A 21,213-nucleotide genomic window follows, 5' to 3' on the forward strand; every position below is an offset into this window, starting at 1 on the left:
CCAATCGTTGGGGGCCTTTCGAGAACAGTGCTTCACGCATATAATACTCCGGCAAGCGTGATTGCGCCTTGTCACTTACGGAATCAGACTTGCCCCCACATGGACATCGCAGACCTGCGAATTGACGCCGAGCGGCTGCGCGCGGACTTTGACGCACTGACCGAAATCGGCGCAACCGTTGCGGGTGGTGTCAGCCGGCTGGCCCTCTCCAACGAAGACCTCGAAGCTCGGGCATGGTTCGCCAATCGCCTCGATGATGCGGGACTCGCCGTGCGCGACGACGATGTCGGCAACATCAGCGGCGTGCTGGTGATGAACGGCACCGCCGCCGATCGCACGGTACTGTTGGGCGCGCACCTCGATACCGCGCTCAACGCCGGGCGTTATGACGGCTCGGTCGGTATTCTCGCCGCGCTCGAATGCCTGCGCACCATTCACGAGTCCGGCATTCGCCTGCCGGTCAACCTCGAAGTTATTAACTTCACCGATCAGGAAGGCAGTTGGCATTCGATGCTGGGAAGCCGCGGGCTGACCGGCCGCCTGCCCGATTTCACCATGCGCGACGGCGACGACCAAAGCGCCTTTCGCGCGGCGCTCTTCCGCGCAGGAATTTTCCTCAACGATATGCACCGGGCCGCGCGCCAGCGTTCGGACGTTGCCGGCTACCTCGAACTGCACATCGAGCAGGGCGGCCGGCTCTGGGCGGCCGGCAAGCGCATCGGAGTTGTCGAGGGCATCGTCGGCCGTACAACCTACAGCATCACGTTTCACGGCGAAGCGGGCCACAGCGGCACGACCGCGCCAGAGCAGCGGCGCGATGCCCTGCAAGGCGCCGCGCAGTTCATCATCGAGGCGCATCGTTGGGTGCGCGAATCGATCCCTGACGGCCTGTTCAACGCCGGCAACATCGTCACCGAGCCGGGGGCGTTCAACACTATCCCCGAAAAGGCCGTGCTGACGGTCGAGGTGCGCAATCCCGACCAGAGCGCCCTACTCGTGATGGAAGACCAGATGCTGGTGCTGGCCGCGTCTTGTGCCGAACGGTACGGCTTGCGCATGACGTCACGGCGGTTGGTCAACATGCCCGCCGCCAAAATGGACGCCGCTGTGATCGCAGACATCGAAGCCGCGTGCGGCGACATCGGCGTGACCGATACCGCGCGTGTCGTGAGCTACGCCGGCCACGACGCACAGATGCTCAGCGGATTCACGCCCACGGGCCTGATCTTCATCCCGTCGGTCGACGGTATCAGCCACAACCCGCGCGAGTTCACCGAGTGGGACGACGTCGTGCTAGGCGCAAACGTGCTGCTGCACAGCACGATCCGTTTGGCACAGCGGGTTTGACCCGCATACAGCGAATCATAGGAGGGCGCGATGGCCAGCAAAGTTGTCGTCGTTGGTAGTTTCAACATGGATTTGACGACCACCGTCGACCGTATGCCCCGCCCCGGCGAGACCGTGTTGGGGGACGTATTCACGACCGGCCCGGGCGGCAAAGGCTCGAATCAGGCGATTGCTGCGGCACGTTTAGGCGCACATGTCACGTTTGTCGGGCGCATCGGCACCGACGCATTCGGACAGGCCGCGCTGGCGATTTGGGCGCAGGACGGTGTCGACACACGCCACATCATCCGCGATCCGGACCACGCAACCGGCGTCGCCCCGATCTTCGTCGACAAGGACGGTGAAAACATGATCGTCGTCGCGCTGGGGGCCAACCTCGCCCTCAGTCCGGCCGACGTGGACGCCGCCGCCGATGCGATCCGCACGGCCGACATCTTGCTCACCGGGCTGGAGATTCCGATCGAGACGGCGGCCCACGCCCTCAAGATTGCAAAAGCGGCAGGCGTGCGGACGATCCTCAACCCGGCGCCCGCCCAACCACTCACCCACGACATGCTGCTCAGCGCCGACGTGCTCACGCCCAATGAGAGCGAGCTTGAAGTGCTGTCCGGCCTAGCGATCGACGATGTCGAACAGGCCGCACAGTTGGTGAAGGCGCACGACAATCAGCATATCGTGGTAACGTTAGGCGGTCAGGGCGCAGCATACTACGGCCCGGGCGGCCACGGCGTCGTGCCGGTGTTCCCGGTCAGCGTCGTCGATACGACCGGCGCGGGCGACGCCTTCAACGGCGGATTGGCCGTGGCGCTGTCCGACGGGCTAGACATGCCGGAGGCCGTCCGCTTCGCCGGGGCGACAGCGGCGCTGTGCGTCACCAAGCGCGGCACCGCGGCCAGTATGCCGACCCGTGCCGAGGTCGACACGCTATTGAAGGGATCAACCGGATGACCGATCAAGTGACCCTGCGGCCCATGACCGACGACGACGGCGAGGCCGTGCGGCACTTGATGGAGGACGATCCGCCCGGGCAAGGGATGCGCATGACGACGCGCTTTCTCGTCAACCCGGTTGTGGCATGGCGTACGCTCAAACCGGATATGACCGGAGTGGTCGCCGTTGCCCCAGACGACGGGCGTGTTGTCGGGGTCGCCAGCGTCAGCTTCGAGGACGTGCTGTACAACGGTCAGGTCGTTCCGTCCGCCTTTCTCGGCAACCTCAAGGTGCATCATGACTTTCGGCGGCAGGGCATCGCTAAGGCACTCGCGGCGTGGCGGGTTCGCACTGCAGAGGAGCGCATCGGCCCGTACGGCGTCATCCTCACCGGCACGTCGAAAGACAACGTGGCGTCGCAAAATACGATGAAAACGTGGGGCGCGGAACTGCACGACCAGCAGATGCTCCGCCCGCGGCCCCCGATCCACCGTCAGCCCACCACGGCGGGACTGCGCGTCATCGCACCGGAACCGACGCACGACGAGGAAATCATCGAGAAGGCCAACCGTTTCTACGCCGACTATCAGCTTTACACGCCGCTGACCCCCCGTAGGCTGGCCGAGATTCGCGATTCGGGCGCACCGGTCGCGCACTATCGCATTGTGACCGACGGCGGCGGGGCGGTCGTCGCCGGAATCATGCTGTCGCTGCGCGGGCTGCTCATGGTCGAGGACGTCTCCAACGTGCCGCCGCCGCTGCGCGTGATGAACGTGTTCCTGCGCGTGCTACCTTCGGACGGGCGCATCCGGCTGTGCGAAGCAGCATATCTATGGTACGACAACCCCGATGCCGCGCGCCTGCTGTGGCAGCATATCCGCTGGGAGTTCCGCGACCGCGCAAGTGCGTTTGGGTATCCGCTCGATCCGCGCTCGCCGCTGATAGACCTTTTCAACTTCAAGCCGTGGCACGTCCCGATCGTGAACCTCGTTATAGCGACGCGCGGCCCGCAGCCCATGGACGTCAGCAAGTACATCTGCGGTACACTACGAGGGTAGTTCGCCTGCGTGCTGGACCGGGGGATTCCGCGTGGACATCGGCGACGTCATCAACAAGAGTTATCAGGTTGTTGAACATATCGGGCGCGGCGGCATGGCCGACGTGTGGTCCGCCCGCGACAGCAAGCTCAACCGCATGGTCGCGGTCAAGACGATCCTGCACGGCTTATCACCGGACAGCGACCCGCTCGGCATGTTCAAACGCGAGGCACAGACCATCGCCGCGCTGGAACACCCGCACATCCTGCCGGTGTACGACTTTGGCGAATATCAGAACAGCCTGTTCATCGTCATGCGCTACGTATCGGGCGGGTCGCTGGCGGCGTGGATGGAGCGCGGCAAGCTGCCGGTTGAGGAAGCAGTGCGCGTGCTGGCGGCGGTCGCGCAGGCGCTCGACTACGCCCACGCGCGCAACGTTATCCACCTCGACCTCAAACCGCAGAACATCCTCCTCGATACGCACTTGTCGCCCTATCTCGGCGACTTCGGCCTAGCGACGGCGCTCGACGTGTCCGGCCGTGCCCAGAACCCGGGCAGCGGCACGCTGCTCTACATGGCGCCCGAACAGCTCACGTCCGACACGCTCGACAAGCGCGCCGACATCTACAGCTTCGCCATCATGGCATTCCACATCCTCAACGGCCGGCTACCCTACGACGGCGCCTCGCCGATGGTGATGAAACAGCTCCAGCTGCAGTCCGAACTGCCGGAAATCCCGCACCTGACGCCTACGGTGAGCACCGTGCTGCGCAAAAGCGCATCGCTCGACCTCGACGGCCGGCACGGCACGACGACCGATCTGGTCGAGGAACTGCGCGCGGCGCTTAACTTGACTGGCCCGCTTCGGCTGGCGGACGGCGGCGAGCCGATCCCCAACGTGCCACCCGAATTGCAGGAACCGGCGGGGCTGTATCAACGCGCTCGGACGGCGTGGGACGGCGGTCAGGGCCGCTTCGTGCTGAGCGTCACCGACTTCATGGTGATGGAGACGGCCTACGCGGCGGCCGAACAGCACGGCCTCGAACTGGACGACCTCGGCCGGCAGATGCTGCTGCGCGGCGCGCTCGAATACGGGATCAACGTCGACCGCTGGTGGGATGCGCTGGACGACGCCAACCGGCGCTGGGTGTGCTTGCACGCCGTGCGCAGCGCCAACGCACCAGCCCGCGTGCGCGCCATGGAACGCCTCGAAGACCTGCCCGACGACGAGCCGCCGCGCATCCCGCGTTTGATCGCCCAAGCCTTGCAGGCCGAAATCGACGACGCAGCCAAGCTTGCCGCGCTGCGCCTGCTGGGCAAGCGCGCCCGCGAGCACGTCCGGCCCGTGCCAATCATGCCGGAACTTACGCAGACCATGACGCGCGTGATGATGACCGTCGCCCGCGTCGAGCAGCTCGAGGTCGAACCGGACGAGTGGCTTCCGACGACGTTCGGCCCCGAGGTCGATCTGCTGATCGCGGAGATGGCGCTCGACCGCTCCCAGCCCAAGATCAGCGAAGCGGCCGCGCGCACGGTCGCCAACATGCACAGCCGCGCGGCGGTCAAGTATCTGGCCGATCAGCAGCGCACGGGCCGGCGCGGGGCGCTGCGGGCGCTGGCGATCGTCCGCGATGAAGTGCCCAGCCTGCCGGACGTGGTCAGTCCGCTGGGGCGCAGCTACGCATGGATCGCCAACACGATGCGCCGCCTGACGGCCAATCCGCTCTCGCTGACGTGGCGCTTCCTGTTCGCTATGCTGGGCGGGGCACTCGGCCGCGGCTTCTTGCTGTGGACGACATTCGATCTGCCATTTGCCGTGCTCGATCCGTGGCGATATGCGAACACCATCGCGTATGGGTTGTCGTATGGCGTCGTATTCGGGCTAGTCGTGGTCGTCGCCGACGAGTTTTCGGCGCGGTTGAGGGGGTTCTGGAAATGGCCTATGCGGGCCGGCGCCGCGTTCATTGCTGGCACCCTCATGGGGATGCTTCTGTGGGCATCCGATCACTACCTGTATCTAGGCCGGACGGTCGACTTGCAGTGGGATTTGATGCTGTTCGGCGGGTTCGGCGTGGCGCTGGGGCTGGTCTTCAACGGCCTGCTGCGCCTGCGCGCATGGATCGCCGTCGCACTCACCGCCGTCTCGATTTACCTCCCGGTCTACATCTCGTGGAGCAACTACTGCACACCCTACGGCCTGTGCCCCGACAGCCCGCCGTTTTCGGTCGGGCCGGTCGCCCTTGTCGGCCTGCTGATCGGTCTGTTCTGCGGGCTGATCCTGCGCGTTCAGACCGGGCGCTTCGGCATTCAAACGCCTTTCAAGTTTACCCCGCCGATCTCTGCCGCGTTGGGCCTCGCGCTCGGGTTGGCATGGGCGGTCATCGCGCCGCTGATCTACGACCTCGGCCTGAGCAATCCGCCGCTCGATTGGGTTGGGATGCTCGGCTTCGTGCTGGTCGGGTTGGTCCCCGGTATGCTGGCCGGCTATCTGTTCAGCGGGCCGGGGCGGTTTGCGTTCAGCATCGCGTCGGTGCTGGCGTTCGTCGTGCTGCTGCCGAGCGTGCAGCCTGCCCTGCAATCCAACGGCCCGTTCCCGATTGCAATTGACGCGCTCGTGTATCCGCGCGCGTTTGCCGATTTCACGTTCGACAACTCGCACATCTTCACCGCAGCGATCCCGTTCGCGATCTTGATGGCGCTGGGCGCGCACGCACAGTTGATCGCCCGTGAAGTGCGCGTGTTCGTGCAGTCGCGACGGCCGGTACGCGCAAGCAGTGAGCCGGGCGGGTTGACCGAATTCCTCAACAAGCCAAGGGCCGCGCTTCCCGACACCGCGACGATCATCGAGGCAGTAAAGGACGCGCGCGAGGAGTTGAGTGCCAGCGGCGTGTTGGACGCCAACACCGTCCGTGACGCACGGGCAGACGCCTTTAGCCCGACAATGCCGTTGGACGATGACGCGACAGATCAGCTCAAGCCGCCAAGCGGCGCAGGCGACGACTCGGAAATCCGCCGCGCACGCGAATCTGACACTTAACCGGACAGTGGAAGCAGTTTGCACTCCGCAACTCGTGGTTTGATGCTGCAAGCGGCATCAAACCGCAGATACGGGAGTCCAGAGGGCGCAAGCCCTTTGGTGGAGGTGCGGAGGCGAAGCCTCTGCGCGCGGTTCAGACCGCGTGCAGCAGGTCGTCCAGCGTGATATGGGTAAGGTTCGGCACGATGGTGTCCGCCTGCCCCACCAGCGCCGGATCGCCGATGCCGACGACGCGCATGCCCGCGTCATGCGCGGCACGCACGCCAGCCTCGGCGTCCTCGAATACGACGCAGTGCATCGGCTTGGCGCGCAGCGCGCCGGCGGTCCACAGGAACACGTCAGGGTAGGGTTTGGCGCGCGCGACGGTGGTGCCGTCGGCGATGACGTCGAAGCGCTCGCTCAGGCCAAGCTTGTCGAGTACGGTCCGCGCGCTGAGCGACGACGACGCGACGCCCAGCCCCAGCCCGCGGGTACGGGCTTCGTCCAGCAGCGGGATGACGCCGGGCAGGATGTGATCGTCGGTCATTGCGGCCACGAACGCGTCGTAGTGCTCTTCCTTGACGACCATCGCCGATTCGATCTCGCTGTCGGTCAGGACACGCCCCAACATGGCGCGCAGGATGTCCCCGCGCCGCTTGCCGCGAAAGCTCTCCAGCATGCTTGGGCTGAGTTCCACGCCGAGATGCTGCGCCACAAGGCGCCAGCCTACGTCATGAGCACGCACTGTATCGGCGATCACGCCGTCGAGGTCGAAGATCAGAGCATGCACCGTCATGGCGGGTTGCGATTCCCGGCTATTCGGCGAGTGCAGCGCGGACTTCATCGGGGGTCGGTGTACCTTCGATTGCGAAGCGGGTAACGCTCTCGGCGGCCAGTTCTGCAGCAACTTCGGTCGCGGTGCGGATGCTGCCGGTGATATACAGCGCGCACAGCAGCGAACTGGCGAACACATCGCCAGCCCCGGTCGGGTTGACGACCTTGCGGATCGGCGTTTCATAACGCGAGGGCACGCCGTACTCGTAGTGGATGCCACCGCGTTCCGCCTGCGTAAAGAATAGGCTGTGGGTCTGCGGGGCAAGCTCGTCGATGAGTTCCGGTGCCTCGACGATATCCTCTTCGCTGAAGACGAGGATGTTTAGGCGGCGCAGCGTCTCGGCGCGGTTCCAGCGGCGAAAATGCACGCGCCCGTCGTCGTCCCAGCGGCGCAGCCAGCCTTGCAGCGTCGCCATGATGGTCGAGTCGGGGAACAGCTCGAGCATCGCGGGGTCGTCGGCCTCGCCCGCAATCGGTGCAAAATGAATCAGCGGGGCGGAGCGCCATACCTCGGGGATATCGGCCGGCGCAATATCGGCGGCGACCCCACGAATGTACTGCACGCGTCCTTGGTCGCTGTACAGGTTCTCGTATGTGGTGGTGTTAGGCCCGGGTACGACGACGATTTGCCCGAACGGAGACAGGTCGTTAAGCAGGGGCTCGGCGGGCAGCGCGCTGGTGACCAGCCCGACCCGCAGTCCGAAGGCGTGCGCGGTGCGAATCGCATACGAGACCGTCCCGCCGACCGTGCGCCCCTGTGGGGTCAGATCGGCGGTCATGTGCCCGATCAGCAGATAATCGATCGGCTCCGCGCCCGCCGGGTTGACAATCACTCGAAGCTGTCCTCGTCGGCATCGGCTTCGTCGTCAGGGATGTCCTCGGCTTCGTTGACGGCGCCCGCGACCGGCACGATCGTCACCTTGCGGTTGTCGCCCTCGCCGATCGACTTGGTTTCGACCTGCGGGTGACTGCGCAGCGCGATGTGGATCAGGCGGCGCTCGTGGGCCGGCATCGGTTCGAGAACGACCGTGCGCGCCTCGTTGATGGCCTGCTCGGCCATCCGTGCCGCAAGGCTGCGCAGGCGTTCTGCGCGGCGAGCCTTATAGCCGTCGACGTCCACTATCAGGTTCACGCGATGCTGCAGGCGGTGGCTGACCATCAAGCGCAAGATGTACTGCAGCGCGGCCAGCGTATCGCCGCGGCGGCCGATCAGTGCGTTGATCTGGCGACCTTGCCCCTGCACGTTCAGGATCCACGGCCCGCCACCTTGCGAGGCGTCGACACGACTGACCTGCACGCTGCCGCCGATGTCCATCGCCTTGAGCACGTCGACCAGCATTTCGCGGGCAGCCGCCACATCGGCATCGTAGTCGGCCTCTTCGACGGGTGTATAGCCGGCGAACAGCGATTCGCCCTCGGCTTCGAGGTCGTCGTACAGGCTGTCGTCGTCGAAGGCGCTGGATTGCTTGCGCACCATTTCGCTGTCTAGCAGGCGTGATACGGGCCGGCGATCCCGGTCGCCCCTGCCCCGCCCGCCGCGGCCGCCCCGGTCACCCCGGTCGCCGCGATTCTGCGGACGATCGCCGCGCTGGCCTTCGCGGCGCTGCTGGCCGCCGCCATAGCCGGAGCGCTCCTGACCGCCGCGGCCCCCGCCCTGCTGGCGGTTGCCGGACTGCTGGCGGCGCGCTGCTTCGGCATCGGGCTGCGCCAAACGCGGGAAGCTCGGCGGCGGAGAGGTCGGCCCGACGCGCAGAAGCTGAAGGCGCACCTTCGCCTGCCGCGGCGGTGAACCGAACAGGCCGAGTGTCGGCTCTTCGACGACCTCGACCATGACGTCCCACGGGTTGACACCCAATTCGGCCAGTCCGCGCTGGATGGCCTCATCGACGGTGTCGGCTGAGATTTCGATCGATCGACGTTCAGACATAAGCTCTACTTCTTTTTCCTCGTGGGCCGAACACGCGACGACGGCGTGGCGGGCCCCGGCTTGGTCTTCAAAACGGTTTGCGATGCGCCCCGGCTTCCGCCGCTAGCAGCGCGCGCCGCAAGGGCGGGGTTGCGCGGCGAAGATTCAACCTTGGCGATCACACGGGACAGAATTGCTTCGGCCTCTGCTCGCTCCTCGGCCGTCTGTTCGCGCTTGGGGCCGGGGCCGGACGGGCCGCGGCCGATCACTTGATTCCAATGCGCTTTGCCGAGCATGGTGTACTGCACGATGCCGACCACGTTGCTGACGATGAAATAGATCGACAGACCGACCGAGAAGGTCAGCGCGAAGAAGCCGAACATGAGCGGCATGATGGTGGTCATCGACCGCGTCATCGAGGCCGTCGGATTGTTCTTATCGTCCGGGTTCATCGGAGGCAGCGTCAGCTTGCTCTGCAGCCATGTCGTTGCCAGCACCAGCAGCGGAAGGATGACGGCGGCAGGTGAGAACCCCGCGACCGTCGGCGGCTGCGTGAGATCAAGGCCGAGCCACAGTTTGTCCAGCGGCACGAGGCTGTCGAGGCCCGGGATCAGCAGCCGACCAGATAGGTCGACCACCTGAAACGGCGTCGCGCCGAGGCCGTAGTTGATCGCACCGTACAGCGCAAACAGGATCGGAAGCTGGATCAGAAGCGGCAAGCACCCGCTGAGCGGGTTGATCTTGTACTCCTTGTACAGCTCCATCTGTGCGGCCGCAGTACGCTCGCGGTCGCCCTTGTACTTCTCCTGCAGTTTCTTGAGCTGCGGCTGCAGAAGCTGCATGCCCTCGGTCGATTTCTGCTGCTGCAGAAGCAGCGGCGAGGTCGCCAGCCGGATGATGACGGTCAGCGCGACGATCGCCAGCACGATGTTGTTGCCGAACACCGAATACAACAGCGTCAGGATGGTGATGAAGGGATTGAGCAGAAAATCCATACGGCGTTTCCCTCCGGCGGCCTAGCGCCGATATTCCCACAGGAGTTGACCGTCACGCGCGCCAAAAGCGACCAGCGGCCGGTCGGCCTGCACCGTGGCAACGACAATGATGTCTTGGCTGACGTTAGGGCCGGCCGGGATGTACAACATCTCGCTCAGCACTTCGGTCTGCAGTTCGCGCGTGATGGCGATGCTGCCGTCGTTCTTGTCCAGCCACGTGACGCGCCCCGTCCGTGAGGCGGTTACAACGAAGTCGCCGGCCAGCAGCGCCGAGGGGCGGATGCCGCTTTCGGCAGCCTGCACCGACCAAATCTGCTCAAGCCCGGGGACGCTCAGGGCGTACACGTATCCGGTCAGGTCGGTCACGTAGGCCGTTCCGCCTTCGATCACCGGCGTGCCCCACACCCAGTTGTTGGCGGTGAACGTCGCGGTAATCTCGCCGTCAAGGTTGACCTCGACGACTGTACGCGCGAACGTGCCGACGTACAGACGGCCGTTGGCGATCACCGGCGAAGCGGCCGCCGCGCCTTGCAAGTCGACGCGCCACAGCTCCGAGCCATCGGCGCTGTCGATCGCATACAGGTTGTGATCCATCGAGGTGACGTACAGCACGCCTTCGTGCAGCAGCGGCTTGGACCAAATACCGCTGGTCGTCTCGAAGGCCCAAAGCACGTTCAGGCTCTCAAGGTCGAACGCTTCGAGGTTCTGGCTGTTGTAGCCGACATACAGCCGGTCGTCGTCCACGGCGACATCGGCGACCACCTGTCCGCTGACCGGACGCCCGGCGGGGTTGTTGATGCGTGCGGCGGCGTAGTCAATCTCAATGAACCGGCCGTTGTATTCGGCAGCGAGCAGGGTGTCTTCGCTGAGGCGTAGCGGCGTGCTGTAGAACGCCTGCTGGCCGCTGGACTCAGCCACGTCCCACGTGCGCGCCTCGCCCGTCTGCGGGTCGATACGCACGTTGCCGTCCGAGTCGCGCAGCTTGACTTCTTCGCCGGTCGCCGGCTCGATCAGCACGAGATAGTTGTTGTAGGCAAGCAGAATATGCTGATCGTCAATAATCGAGATCGACGGCCAACTCACGCCGAGGCGCGTACTGACGCAGCCAGCCGCCACCAGCACGGTAAGCGCCAGCAGCACGGGAAGGGAAACGCGCCTGCGAAGGGTTCCGATCATGTTTTGGCGTGCTCTTTCTTTGGGGGGACGGGGTCAAAGCCGCCGGGATTGAACGGATTACAGCGGCCGATGCGCTTCAGGCCCATCCAGCCGCCGCGGAACAGCCCGTGCACTTGAATGGCCTCGTACATGTATTCCGAGCATGTCGGATAAAACCGGCATGACGGCGGCAGCATCGGCGAAATCCGTCGTTTGTAGAAACGAATTGCTGCGAGTGCCAGAAATTTCATGGGTTAGAGACCACGCGAATCATCTTCGTCATGCAGCAGGCCGGCCTGTACGATCAGTGTGCGGTACGCCCCGTGCAGTTCGGAAAGCGGCTGCCCGACGGCGGCAGGATGCGCGACAACCACGACATCCCACCCCCGCTGCAGTGCCGCATCTTCGGCGCGGATGGCCTCGCGCAGGAGCCGGCGAACCCGGTTCCGCACGACTGCCCCGCCCAACCGCTTGCTCGTCACAATTCCGTACCGGTTGGATTGCAGCCCATTCGGCGCGGTGTTAATCAGCAGCAGCCGGCCGCGCTCCGTACGTCCTTGCGCCCGGACACGGGCGAAGTCGTGCGTATGCGTCAGCCGGAGCGGGCGCGGCAGGCCCATTCCGCCCCCGGCGGTTAATGGGCGTTCCAGTTGATCTTCTTGACGTGCACCGGCGTAACGGCGAGGCTGTGACGGCCCCGGGCGCGACGCCGCTTCAACACGTCACGGCCGCCGCGTGACGACATCCGCGAACGGAAGCCATGCACGCGCTGACGACGACGAATCTTCGGTTGGTAGGTACGCTTGGTCGACATTGTTTCGTCCTTGACTGGCCAAACACTACGCGGGTCAAGCCCACGTATGCGCTCACGAAAAACATTCCCGCTTCATCTTCAGTGGCTGGCACACGCTGTGCCTGACTGGGTTGGGCGAGGGGTGGGCTTGGCTGACGCGCAGCCCACTTTGCCGTCCCTTGTGGACCGACTCGGTGTCCAGTATAATTCCACACGGGGAAGGCGCAACGAGCAGTATTTTACATCGTTGAACGCCGATTTCAATTGCCAACCCCCGCCCGCACTCGCAGCGTCTCATCGGCTTAGTCTTTTGGAGAGTCCCGGTTTTGCCGTCAAAGCCGCACTGGTCTACGCAATTTTCCCTCACCCCCTCTGACATCGACGCCCTGATCGCTGATTTGCTTGAAGGCGAAACCCCACTCCCGGCCGATGTCCTAGCCCGCCGCGTGATCGAACTTCGTCTGGAACGTGACGCACAGGCTCTTGCCGACCGTTACGCCGACCTGCTTGCCTACGATCCGACGCAATCCTACAAGAAGGGCCAGACGATCGCGTTTCAGGGCGAGCTGCTCGCTACCGGCGTCGTCACTGCGGTTGAGAACGGGTTGGATCCGGCAGGGTTCTGCGGGCGCAGCTACGGCAAGTTCAAACGCGTCACCGTCGATATCGACGGCGACAAAGCGACCTTTGCTGCCGGAATCGCGGAGGGTGTGGTCGAGCCGATCGTATCGGACCTGCTGACCGCACTCCCCGGCGCCGAGACGATGAGCCTCGACGACATCATGGAGGCCAGCGGCGACACCATTCTGGAGGCCGTTAACGAGGCGCTCCAATCCAACCCGACCTTGGTGCGGTTGGCTGGCAAGTGGTTCGTCCGCGACTTGATGCAGGATGTGACGGTCGGGCACCTGAATTTGGCCGAAGCGGTGCTCGACATCGCGGAAGGCGGCCCGCTGACACCGGTGGAGATCCTCGAACAGATCGGCGGCTTGGGCGACTCTCCGCAGGAATTGCAGGAGTTCTCGCTGAATTACGCCATGAACGAGGACGAGCGATTTGACGAAGTCGGCCCTGCGGGCGAAGTGCTGTGGTACCTCAAGCGGCAGGAACCGGCGGAAGTTCGCGAGAAGCCTGCACTGCTGCGCTACACCCGTATCGACTATGACCGCGACCTGCTGACGGCGGACATGCTGGCGCTCGAAGCCGAGGTCGATGACGAACTGTCGCCCTTCGACACGGTCAAGGACATTACCGAAGCGACCGTGCGTTTGATCTACTCGCACCGCCGCCTCGGCACGATTCCGCTTAACAGCCACACCCGCGCGATCTTCCCGACCGCGCGGCGCGCGCCGCGCATCAACATCACGCTGGTCGACGCCCGCGACGGCGAAGCCTACAGCGGATGGGTCGTCAACGACGAGCAGTACGTGTACGGCGCGGCCGAGATTTACCGCAAGCATCATCTGCCGCTGGGCGCACAGTTCACCGTACGCCGTGACAAAACGCCGGGGCACATCATCGTTGACGTGCCGACCTTCCGGCCCCGTGTCGAGTACGTCCCACTGATGAGCGCCAAGGACGATCGGTTGCAGTTCGACTTGCAGACGCGCCAGATCGGCGCGAAGTTCGACGAACAGATGATCCTCGGCATTGATGAGCTCGCCCCGATCGAAGCGCTGGCGAAGTCGCTCACGCAGCAGAAGAGGAACCTGAGCGCCGTGCTCAAGCTGGTGATCCCGGCCCTCGCGCGGCTCAGCCCGCAGGGCGCTGCCCATGCCAAAACGATCTACAGCGCGGTAAACGTCTTGCGGCGCTGCCCGCCGGGCGTCGTGCTGGCAACGCTGGAGGCCAACCCGGACTTTGAGAACGTCGCCGACCAGTATTGGAAGTTGAGCGACACCTAAGCAATCGCATTGGAAATGAGTCATCTATGACCCCGCCTAAGCCCAGCGCGCTGGCAAAGCCCACGCTGGACACCCCTTACCATATCGACTACGACTGGTGGCCGACATCCGGCGAAGACCTGCGCGTGGTGCTGCTGCGCCATGTGCCGGCCGAATTTCACGATATGGTGGCCGCCGAACCGGCCGACCGGCAGATCGACTATATCGACCCGCACACGGGCCGCGTAAGCCGCGTTGACCCGCTGCATTTCGCGCTCAAGGTTGCCGCCGAAGACCCCGCTTTCATCAACCGCGAGATTTCGGTCATCGACTGCGTTCTACGCGTTCTGTTGATGAACGACAACCGGCCGATCACCCCGCGTGAACTGGCCGATCTCACCGGCTACGACGGACAGCAGATCTTGCGCTTGTTGAGCGGCGCGCGCGTCTATTACGGAATCAGACCGTTCATCACCTAAACTCCAGAGGGAACGACACGCGATGGGACGTGTGGTCAACACCGACAACCCGGGCAAGCGTCGCAGTGCTTTGATGCGCACGGTTGCCGAACTACTGCGCCAACTTGTGCTGCAGCCTGCTATCAACGACGACGCCAAGGACATGGTCGCACAGATGGTGTTCTGCCTGCGCGAAATCGACGAAGGCATTGACGAGTCGGCGCGGGCGTGGGAAAAGCGTGGCTACTGGATGAAGTCCGAGGAGTTTCGCAGCAATTGGATGTGGGTATCCAACGCGGCCCAAGACCTCGCCCGCGTGGCTGCAGCCGAAGACTGGCCACAGCTCGCGCCCATGCTGATCCGCCTGATGCCCAAGTTCAGCGACATCAACATCACAAAGTTCACCCGCGACTCCAGCGTGTGGACGGGAGCATACGCCCGCCTGCTCAAGGAGCAGCGATGAGCGCCGGTTCGGCTACGCTGCTAATCTCCTGCCCCGATCAGCGCGGGTTGGTCGCCGCCGTAACCCAGTTCATCTTCCAACACAACGGCAACATCCTGCACCTCGACCAGCACGTCGATCAGGAAGCGGCTGTGTTCTTCATGCGTGTCGAGTGGGACTTGGCCGGTTTCGGCATGGAGCGCAGCGACATCCCGACCGCCTTTGGCCTGACGGTCGGCAACCGCTTCAAGATGAACTGGACACTGCGCTTCAGCGACGAGACGCCGCGCATGGCCCTGTTCGTCAGCAAGCAGTCACACTGCCTGTACGACATCCTCGGCCGCTGGCAGGCCGGCGAGTGGCGAGTCAGCATTCCTCTAATTGTCAGCAACCACGAGACGCTCAAGCCGGTCGCCGACTCGTTCGGCATCCCATTCCATCACTTCGCCGTCACGGCGGACACAAAGGCTAAGCAAGAGCGCGCGCAGATCGACCTGCTTAAAGCGCACGGTGTCGAGTTCGTGGTGCTGGCGCGCTACATGCAAATCTTGACCGAGCAGTTCATCGCCGCGTTTCCAAACCGGATCATCAACATCCATCACAGCTTTCTGCCCGCGTTTGCCGGCGCCAAGCCGTATCACGCGGCGTATGCGCGCGGCGTCAAACTGATCGGCGCGACGAGCCATTACGTCACCGCCGAGCTGGACGCTGGGCCGATCATCGCACAGGACGTTATCCCAGTGAATCATAAGGACTCGGTGTCCGACCTTGTGCGCAAGGGGCAGGACATCGAAAAGCTCGTACTGGCGCAGGCGGTGTGGCACCATCTGCAGAATCGTGTGCTGGTCTATAACAACAAGACGGTGGTATTCCAATGAGCGATCTTCTCAAGCGGTTGTGCGAAACATGGGGTCCGTCGGGCTATGAGCACCACGTGCGGCGGCTGATCGAAACCGAAGTCGCGGCGTATGCCGACGAGGTCCGCGTCGATGGAATAGGCAACCTGATCGTGCGTGTCGGCAATCGTGGCCCGAAGGTCATGGTCGTCGTGCACATGGACGAGATCGGCGTGATGGCCACGTTCGCGGAACCGTCGAGCGGCGTGCTGCGCTTCGCGGCCATCGGCGGACTGACCGTGCACGACCTCGTCGGTCAGCGCGTGCAGTTCGAGGACGGCACACTCGGGGTGATCGGCGCGCACCAACCGTACAAGAATTCCAACCCCAAGCTCGACGAGCTGTACATCGACACGGGCGGCGTACCGGTCGCGATCGGCCAGCCTGCGGCGTTCGTGCATACCTACGCCGAACAGGGCGATGTCCGCTTGAGCAAGGCGATGGACGACCGGGCAGGGTGCGCCATCGTCATCGAGGCGATTCACAAGCTGAACAAGAAGACGCCGAATCAGGTGTACTTCGTGTTCTCAGTGCAGGAAGAAGTCGGCCTGCGCGGGGCGGGTCCGGCGGCATATGGCATCGCGCCTGATGTGGCGATCGCCGTCGACGTGACCGACACGGGCGACATGCCGAAGGGCGAAAAGACGGTCGTCAAGCTCGGGCAAGGGGCCGGCATCAAGGTTTACGACCCCGGCTTGGTCGTGCCGCGCGCCGTGATCGACTGGATGGTCTCAGCCGCTGAGAAGGCCAAGATTCCGTATCAGATCGACATGATCGAAGCCGGGACGACCGACGCCGCGCGCGTGCAGTTGGCCGGTTCCGGCGTGCCATCCGGCGCATTGACGATCCCGACCCGGTACATCCACAGCCAGAGTGAAATGGTACACGCCCGCGATTTGCAGGCGTGTACGGATTTGCTGGTGGCGCTGTTGAAGTCGAAAGCTGAGATCAGCGTTTAGCGCCTGCTGACGTTCAGTGTAAATTCGCCGGTGCCGCTGTCCCCAAACGAGGCTACCACGATCAAGAACTGACGGCTGGAACGCGGCAGGTTCGCGTCGATGCGCGAATTGGTGTTGACGTCGAAGTTGTCGTCGTCATTGTAGGCCAGCGAGATGCCGCCCACCGTCGTCAATTCGAGCGTCGTGTCGAAGTCGTCGCTGGCGGCCGTGATCACGACGGACGACACACCTTCCGGCACGGTCAGCGCGTAGGTGATCGGCTCGCCGCCGCGCAGGGTTCCCACGACCGAGCCGGGCAGCTCGATACCGGGGTAATCGGACAGATCAACCGGCGCGCTGGTCGGCAGCGGAATCGCCGCGGCGGTCGCCAAGGCATCGGCCACCGCGGACGGGTCGTGCGATGGCTCCTCGGTCACGTCCACTTCGATGATCATCGGTCCGGTAACCAACGCCGTCAGCCCTTCAATCGTGCGATCCGAGACTTGCGCCGTACGGCCATCGGCGTAACGCACGATCAGGTACGGCGTTCCATTAGCACCGACCTCATTGGCATAGCTCCGGTCGGCTTCAACCTGCCCGGATCGCGCGATGCATTGGTTGATTGCGCTGCGGTCGACGTCCAACAAATCGGTGACCAGCGCCGTTACCGAAAGGGCCGAATAGCTGTCAGGGCGGTTGATCGCGAGGTCGTATAACTGCCGGCTGACCTCCCAGAACGAACCCGGCACCAATTCTTCGGCGCACGCGGCGACCTTGCCCACGGCCACGGTCGCCTGACCCCCTGCCGTCGCGAATGTGCGATGCTCGAGGTTGGCCTGACCCGTCACGACGTGCTGCGCAATGAACTGCTGGACGGTCGGTTCGAAGTTCTGGCAGTGCGGGCATGCCCAGTCGGAAAACACGACCAGCGTGACCGGGGCGTCGGGGCTGCCGAGCGTGAACGCGCCGTCTGGGCCGCGGAACGAAACGGTGTTGTACCCCAGCGCGTCGGTGACAACAGGCTGGTCGTTGAGCGCCAGAGGCGTTGGCGTCGGGAACGCAGTCGGGGTGTAAGTCGGGGTCATGGGCGGCGGCAGAGTGGGCTGCAGGTCGACGGTCGCGACTACGGTCGGCGGCGGCGCGATTGTGGGGACGGGCGCCGGTGTATCGACTGGCTCGCGGGTTGCGCGCACGGCGGGCGCGAGTGTCGGGCGGAACATCACCGTCTCCATCTCGCCGGCCGTCGCCAGATCGATCGCGAACCGTGCGACGACCGAACCGTCAGGCTGGGTCACCGTGCTGATCAGCATGGTGTTGAGCTTGGCGAGGACTGTCCGAATCATTTCGGATTCGTCGTCGGCGCGGCCTGCCCATGCCGTGATGTACGGGACGAGCTGCGACGGCTGCAGGTACAAGTTCTGCCCGCCGATCAGCCCGATGGCCTGCGCCTCGGTCAGCCACGCGTCCGGATCGACGTCACGCGTGAAGAGGTCGGCTAGCGCGGTGCGTGCCGCGCGCTGCGTTCCGAGGATCGCGACCTCGCCGCTCACGATCAGCGAAATCCTGAACGACTCTTCCGGATCGCCGTCGGGCCGGATGGTCACCGCCAGTTCGGTCGCGGCCTCGGCGCGGAACACCTCAACATCGGCATACGCCCACGACCGGGTGCTGTCGCGCAGGAGGGTCAGCGCGCGGGCAAGCCGTTCAAGCGCGTCGAGGCTTTGCTGCGGGTCGCCCACGGTGAAGACGCCCGCGCCTTCGATCGGAGGTTCGATGGCCTGCGAGTCCGCCGGCCACTCCGGGTTCACCATCAGGAACATGATGTAGTCGCCAGCGGTCCAGTTGCGCAGGTCGTCCATCGTGACGCCAAGCAAGGCGCTCAGGCCAAGGTCGGCCAACTGATCCGCCTCAAGCCGGCCGAGGATGGAATACAGAAGCGCGCTCTCGGTGCCAAAGTCGTACAACATGCGGCCGAACTGCTGCTGCACGAGCGCGTCCTTGACCCACGGTCCGTAGGCTTCCCACAGCGCATCGTAGTTGTGCAGCAGGTCGGCGCCATGAACGACAGCGAACGCCTCGGACGGGGCCAGCGCCAGCGCGGCAGGATCGGTCACAGGATTGGGCCCGACCGGCAGGTCGAGCAGGCGCGGGAGCGTCAGGTTGCCGCCGGCGATCGCGACGTCCATTACCAGCACGCCGGACTCACGTGTGAAACCGATCATGGCCGGGCCGAAAACTTGTCCGATCGCCGCAATGAACGGCGCCTGATTCATCATCTCGCGGCGGCTGCTTCGATCGGCGAAGTCAATAGCATAGAGCCGCGGCAGGTCAAGGTACGCGACCGCCGGATACGCGCCGGGAAGATGCCCGCGCGCCGACTGGTACGCAGGTTCGGTGCTAAGTGTAGGCTGGCCAGCCTGAATGGGCAGCAGGTCGTAGCGGCTCGTGATCACCATCACGTCAGGCGAGACCATCGCACCGCCCTCGTCGTCAACGCGATAGTACGTGGTATCGCCGCGCACTTCGGACTCGCTCGAAAAATCGCCGATGAGCAGGTCAAGGAATAGCTTCGCTCCGTCAGGATCGGTGATCTCGGCAGCGATGACAACCTCTGAGGTGAAGTATTCGCGCCGGCTTGACAGGCTGACGCCAATCGCCAACGTGTCGCCCAGCCATGTCATCGACTCGAGGTCGGTGTCGAATTCGGAGCGCAGCAGTTCGTCGAACAGCCCGACAATCGAGGGCGCTTGAGGCACACCGGGAATCCCCGTCAAAACCTCAGCGACGAGCGCATCGTACGCGCTGAGTGCGTCATCGCTGACCGACAGCGCGGCATAGGCCAGCGCGTCCGCGGGCATGTATGCGGCCAGCGCGTCCGATACTGAAATCGGCGTTTCGGGCGCGTCTTGAGCGGCAATCGCGGGGGCAAGTAGGACGACTAGAACGGCAACGATCAATAAACGGGTTACGCGGTAGGAAAGCATCAAACCTCCGTGTTTCAGGTCGATAGTTCTTCCAACATGATAATACGCTTTGCACGCCCGTGTGGTGAGCGGAGGGCGGACACAACGCGCATTGCCCAGTGTAAATGACGTTCATCGGACGCCGCAGGTTCCAATTCTGTGCATGTTTAGCGGAACCGCGCCACAATCAAATGCCGTCGTCACTAGCGTTTCCACAACTGGATAGGTGTTCATGGCTCCCATTTTTGTGCTTGCTGGCGCGCCTGCGGTCGGCAAGAGCACGACCAGCCGGGCGTTGGCACTCCGCTTCTCTAAAAGCCTATACGTCCCAGTCGATGACATCCGTATGATGGTCGTGTCGGGACTGATGCTGCCCGGTGCGCAGTGGGGTGACGAATTGACGCAGCAGGTCCGCCTCGCCCGATCGAGTGTGACTCACATGGCGCTTACATATCAGGCGGCCGGCTTCGCCGTCGTGATCGACGACTTCTACGACTCGAACTTCATGCCGGACTATCAGACACTGTTCGAACGCACGCCTGTCCACAAAGTACTGCTTTTCCCGAGTCAGGACACAGCCCACCAGCGCAACTACCAGCGTTCGGGAGAAAGTCCGGCTCGTCACTATATCGATGAGGGTATTCGGCTCGTGTATCAGGCGCTGAGGGCTGATGTGCGGCGCTTGGCACAGACCGGCTGGTCGATCGTGGACACCACGCTGTTGGGTGTCGATGCGGCGGTCGACGCCATACAACGGCAGGCAGCGCTCGCTCCGTAACGCCCGCGGTTATGCGCTGAGACCGGCCCCTCCGCCGCCCCTCATATACAGCTCTGATACGCATTTTACGATCCTCTGACACACGCTATACGATCCTCTTACATGGCGGTTCTACGATAAGGTCAAAAGCGGAGAACGGGAGAAACCCGGCCGCTGACCTGAAACGATGGAACATAAGAGGCAATACAAGGAGAATCGATCATGTCGACCATCACTCGTTGGAACCCCATCCGTGACATGAACGCCATGTCGAACTTCATGAACCGCCTGATGGAAGAGACCATCCGCCCGATGCGCCCGCTGGAGTCCTACGAAGGCGTGACCGGCGCGCTGGCGCTGGACGTGGTGGAGGAGAACAACAACTACGTCGTCACCACGTCGCTGCCGGGCGTCAAGGCCGACGACATCAAGGTGAACCTGCACGACGATCTGCTCACGATCGAAGCCGAGATCCCGGCCAAGACGACCGAGAAGACCGAGGAAGGCAACGGCGGCAAGGTCCTGCTGCAGGAGCGCAGCTGGGGCAAGTTCAGCCGCAGCATCCGCCTGCCGCAGCCGGTCAACAGCGAGAAGGTCGCAGCCGAGTTCGACAACGGCGTCCTGACCCTCACCCTGCCGAAGGCCGACCACGTGCTCCCGCGCACGATCCCGGTCAAGATGCTGCACAGCAACAACTAAAGCAGCACGCACACCAAGACATTCTAGAGAGGCTCCCCCTCCGTTCCACGCCCCCTGCCGGTTGATCCGACAGGGGGCGTGCTTTTTCGCCTGACTCTCGGGTGCAGCGCCAGCGTGCCTGCTTGCGCGATTCGCAAACTGCGCGACAATGAAAGAAACACTTT

20 protein-coding genes are annotated in these 21,213 nt (G+C 64.0%); 11 read left to right on the forward strand and 9 right to left on the reverse strand.

All coding sequences use genetic code 11. The features are described from left to right. Positions 1 to 99 precede the first annotated feature (99 nt). The 4 genes from IPM16_16495 to IPM16_16510 are packed head-to-tail and all read left to right on the forward strand — an operon-like array spanning position 100 to position 6,351. Positions 100 to 1,347 (forward strand): Zn-dependent hydrolase, encoded by a 1,248-nt coding sequence (locus tag IPM16_16495; GenBank protein ID MBK9124701.1) that lies wholly within the window; start codon positions 100 to 102, stop codon positions 1,345 to 1,347. Between the two features lie 30 nt (positions 1,348 to 1,377). Continuing rightward, the gene (rbsK, locus tag IPM16_16500) at positions 1,378 to 2,295 is read left to right on the forward strand and encodes a ribokinase (GenBank protein ID MBK9124702.1); all 918 of its coding nucleotides are present in this window, start codon (positions 1,378 to 1,380) and stop codon (positions 2,293 to 2,295) included. Next, on the forward strand, positions 2,292 to 3,335 hold the full coding sequence (locus IPM16_16505) for a GNAT family N-acetyltransferase (GenBank protein MBK9124703.1): 1,044 nt from the start codon (positions 2,292 to 2,294) through the stop codon (positions 3,333 to 3,335). Before rbsK ends, IPM16_16505 begins: the two co-directional genes overlap by 4 nt. A 31-nt stretch (positions 3,336 to 3,366) precedes the next feature. Further along, entirely contained in the window at positions 3,367 to 6,351 is a 2,985-nt protein-coding gene (locus IPM16_16510) for a serine/threonine protein kinase (GenBank protein ID MBK9124704.1), read from the forward strand. A 133-nt stretch (positions 6,352 to 6,484) separates the two neighbouring features. On the opposite strand, the gene IPM16_16515 is transcribed toward IPM16_16510, so the two are convergent. The 8 genes from IPM16_16515 to rpmH are packed head-to-tail and all read right to left on the reverse strand — an operon-like array spanning position 6,485 to position 12,034. After that, positions 6,485 to 7,126, reverse strand: a complete 642-nt coding sequence (locus IPM16_16515; protein MBK9124705.1) for a beta-phosphoglucomutase family hydrolase — start codon at positions 7,124 to 7,126, stop codon at positions 6,485 to 6,487. 19 nt (positions 7,127 to 7,145) lie between these two features. After that, positions 7,146 to 7,997 carry a hypothetical protein gene (locus tag IPM16_16520; GenBank protein MBK9124706.1) on the reverse strand — a complete coding sequence of 284 codons (852 nt, stop codon included), beginning with the start codon at positions 7,995 to 7,997 and terminating at the stop codon, positions 7,146 to 7,148. After that, the gene (locus IPM16_16525) at positions 7,994 to 9,091 is read right to left on the reverse strand and encodes a Jag N-terminal domain-containing protein (GenBank protein ID MBK9124707.1); all 1,098 of its coding nucleotides are present in this window, start codon (positions 9,089 to 9,091) and stop codon (positions 7,994 to 7,996) included. Before IPM16_16525 ends, IPM16_16520 begins: the two co-directional genes overlap by 4 nt. A gap of 5 nt (positions 9,092 to 9,096) precedes the next feature. Next, positions 9,097 to 10,065 carry a YidC/Oxa1 family membrane protein insertase gene (locus IPM16_16530; GenBank protein MBK9124708.1) on the reverse strand — a complete coding sequence of 323 codons (969 nt, stop codon included), beginning with the start codon at positions 10,063 to 10,065 and terminating at the stop codon, positions 9,097 to 9,099. Positions 10,066 to 10,086: 21 nt separating this feature from the next. Continuing rightward, positions 10,087 to 11,241 carry a PQQ-binding-like beta-propeller repeat protein gene (locus IPM16_16535; protein ID MBK9124709.1) on the reverse strand — a complete coding sequence of 385 codons (1,155 nt, stop codon included), beginning with the start codon at positions 11,239 to 11,241 and terminating at the stop codon, positions 10,087 to 10,089. Beyond that, a complete protein-coding gene (gene yidD / locus IPM16_16540; GenBank protein MBK9124710.1) occupies positions 11,238 to 11,471 on the reverse strand; it encodes a membrane protein insertion efficiency factor YidD in 234 nt (77 codons plus the stop codon). The genes IPM16_16535 and yidD overlap by 4 nt, the downstream gene beginning before the upstream one ends. A gap of 3 nt (positions 11,472 to 11,474) precedes the next feature. Beyond that, positions 11,475 to 11,840 (reverse strand): ribonuclease P protein component, encoded by a 366-nt coding sequence (gene rnpA, locus IPM16_16545; protein ID MBK9124711.1) that lies wholly within the window; start codon positions 11,838 to 11,840, stop codon positions 11,475 to 11,477. A 14-nt stretch (positions 11,841 to 11,854) separates the two neighbouring features. Continuing rightward, positions 11,855 to 12,034 carry a 50S ribosomal protein L34 gene (gene rpmH, locus IPM16_16550; GenBank protein MBK9124712.1) on the reverse strand — a complete coding sequence of 60 codons (180 nt, stop codon included), beginning with the start codon at positions 12,032 to 12,034 and terminating at the stop codon, positions 11,855 to 11,857. 425 nt (positions 12,035 to 12,459) lie between these two features. Here rpmH and IPM16_16555 point away from each other — a divergent pair, with 425 nt between their 5' ends. From IPM16_16555 to IPM16_16575, 5 genes are read left to right on the forward strand one after another with little or no spacing between them, the layout of a single operon-like run. Then, positions 12,460 to 13,917 carry a hypothetical protein gene (locus IPM16_16555; GenBank protein ID MBK9124713.1) on the forward strand — a complete coding sequence of 486 codons (1,458 nt, stop codon included), beginning with the start codon at positions 12,460 to 12,462 and terminating at the stop codon, positions 13,915 to 13,917. A gap of 26 nt (positions 13,918 to 13,943) precedes the next feature. Continuing rightward, a complete protein-coding gene (locus IPM16_16560; protein MBK9124714.1) occupies positions 13,944 to 14,375 on the forward strand; it encodes a hypothetical protein in 432 nt (143 codons plus the stop codon). Between the two features lie 22 nt (positions 14,376 to 14,397). After that, positions 14,398 to 14,817 carry a hypothetical protein gene (locus IPM16_16565; GenBank protein MBK9124715.1) on the forward strand — a complete coding sequence of 140 codons (420 nt, stop codon included), beginning with the start codon at positions 14,398 to 14,400 and terminating at the stop codon, positions 14,815 to 14,817. Next, the gene (gene purU, locus IPM16_16570) at positions 14,814 to 15,674 is read left to right on the forward strand and encodes a formyltetrahydrofolate deformylase (protein ID MBK9124716.1); all 861 of its coding nucleotides are present in this window, start codon (positions 14,814 to 14,816) and stop codon (positions 15,672 to 15,674) included. Before IPM16_16565 ends, purU begins: the two co-directional genes overlap by 4 nt. Next, a complete protein-coding gene (locus tag IPM16_16575; protein ID MBK9124717.1) occupies positions 15,671 to 16,651 on the forward strand; it encodes a M20/M25/M40 family metallo-hydrolase in 981 nt (326 codons plus the stop codon). The genes purU and IPM16_16575 overlap by 4 nt, the downstream gene beginning before the upstream one ends. On the opposite strand, the gene IPM16_16580 is transcribed toward IPM16_16575, so the two are convergent. Beyond that, a complete protein-coding gene (locus IPM16_16580) occupies positions 16,648 to 19,614 on the reverse strand; it encodes a thioredoxin domain-containing protein (GenBank protein MBK9124718.1) in 2,967 nt (988 codons plus the stop codon). The two genes, IPM16_16575 and IPM16_16580, sit on opposite strands and share 4 nt — an antisense overlap. Before the next feature lie 211 nt (positions 19,615 to 19,825). Here IPM16_16580 and IPM16_16585 point away from each other — a divergent pair, with 211 nt between their 5' ends. Both IPM16_16585 and IPM16_16590 read left to right on the forward strand, forming a co-directional pair. Then, entirely contained in the window at positions 19,826 to 20,371 is a 546-nt protein-coding gene (locus IPM16_16585) for an AAA family ATPase (GenBank protein ID MBK9124719.1), read from the forward strand. Positions 20,372 to 20,572: 201 nt separating this feature from the next. Beyond that, positions 20,573 to 21,049, forward strand: coding sequence for an Hsp20/alpha crystallin family protein (locus IPM16_16590; protein ID MBK9124720.1), 477 nt, complete (start codon positions 20,573 to 20,575; stop codon positions 21,047 to 21,049). Positions 21,050 to 21,213 lie beyond the last annotated feature (164 nt).

Origin of the sequence: Candidatus Flexicrinis affinis (assembly GCA_016716525.1) — a bacterium.
In the GTDB taxonomy this organism is placed as follows: Bacteria; Chloroflexota; Anaerolineae; order Aggregatilineales; family Phototrophicaceae; genus Flexicrinis; species Flexicrinis affinis.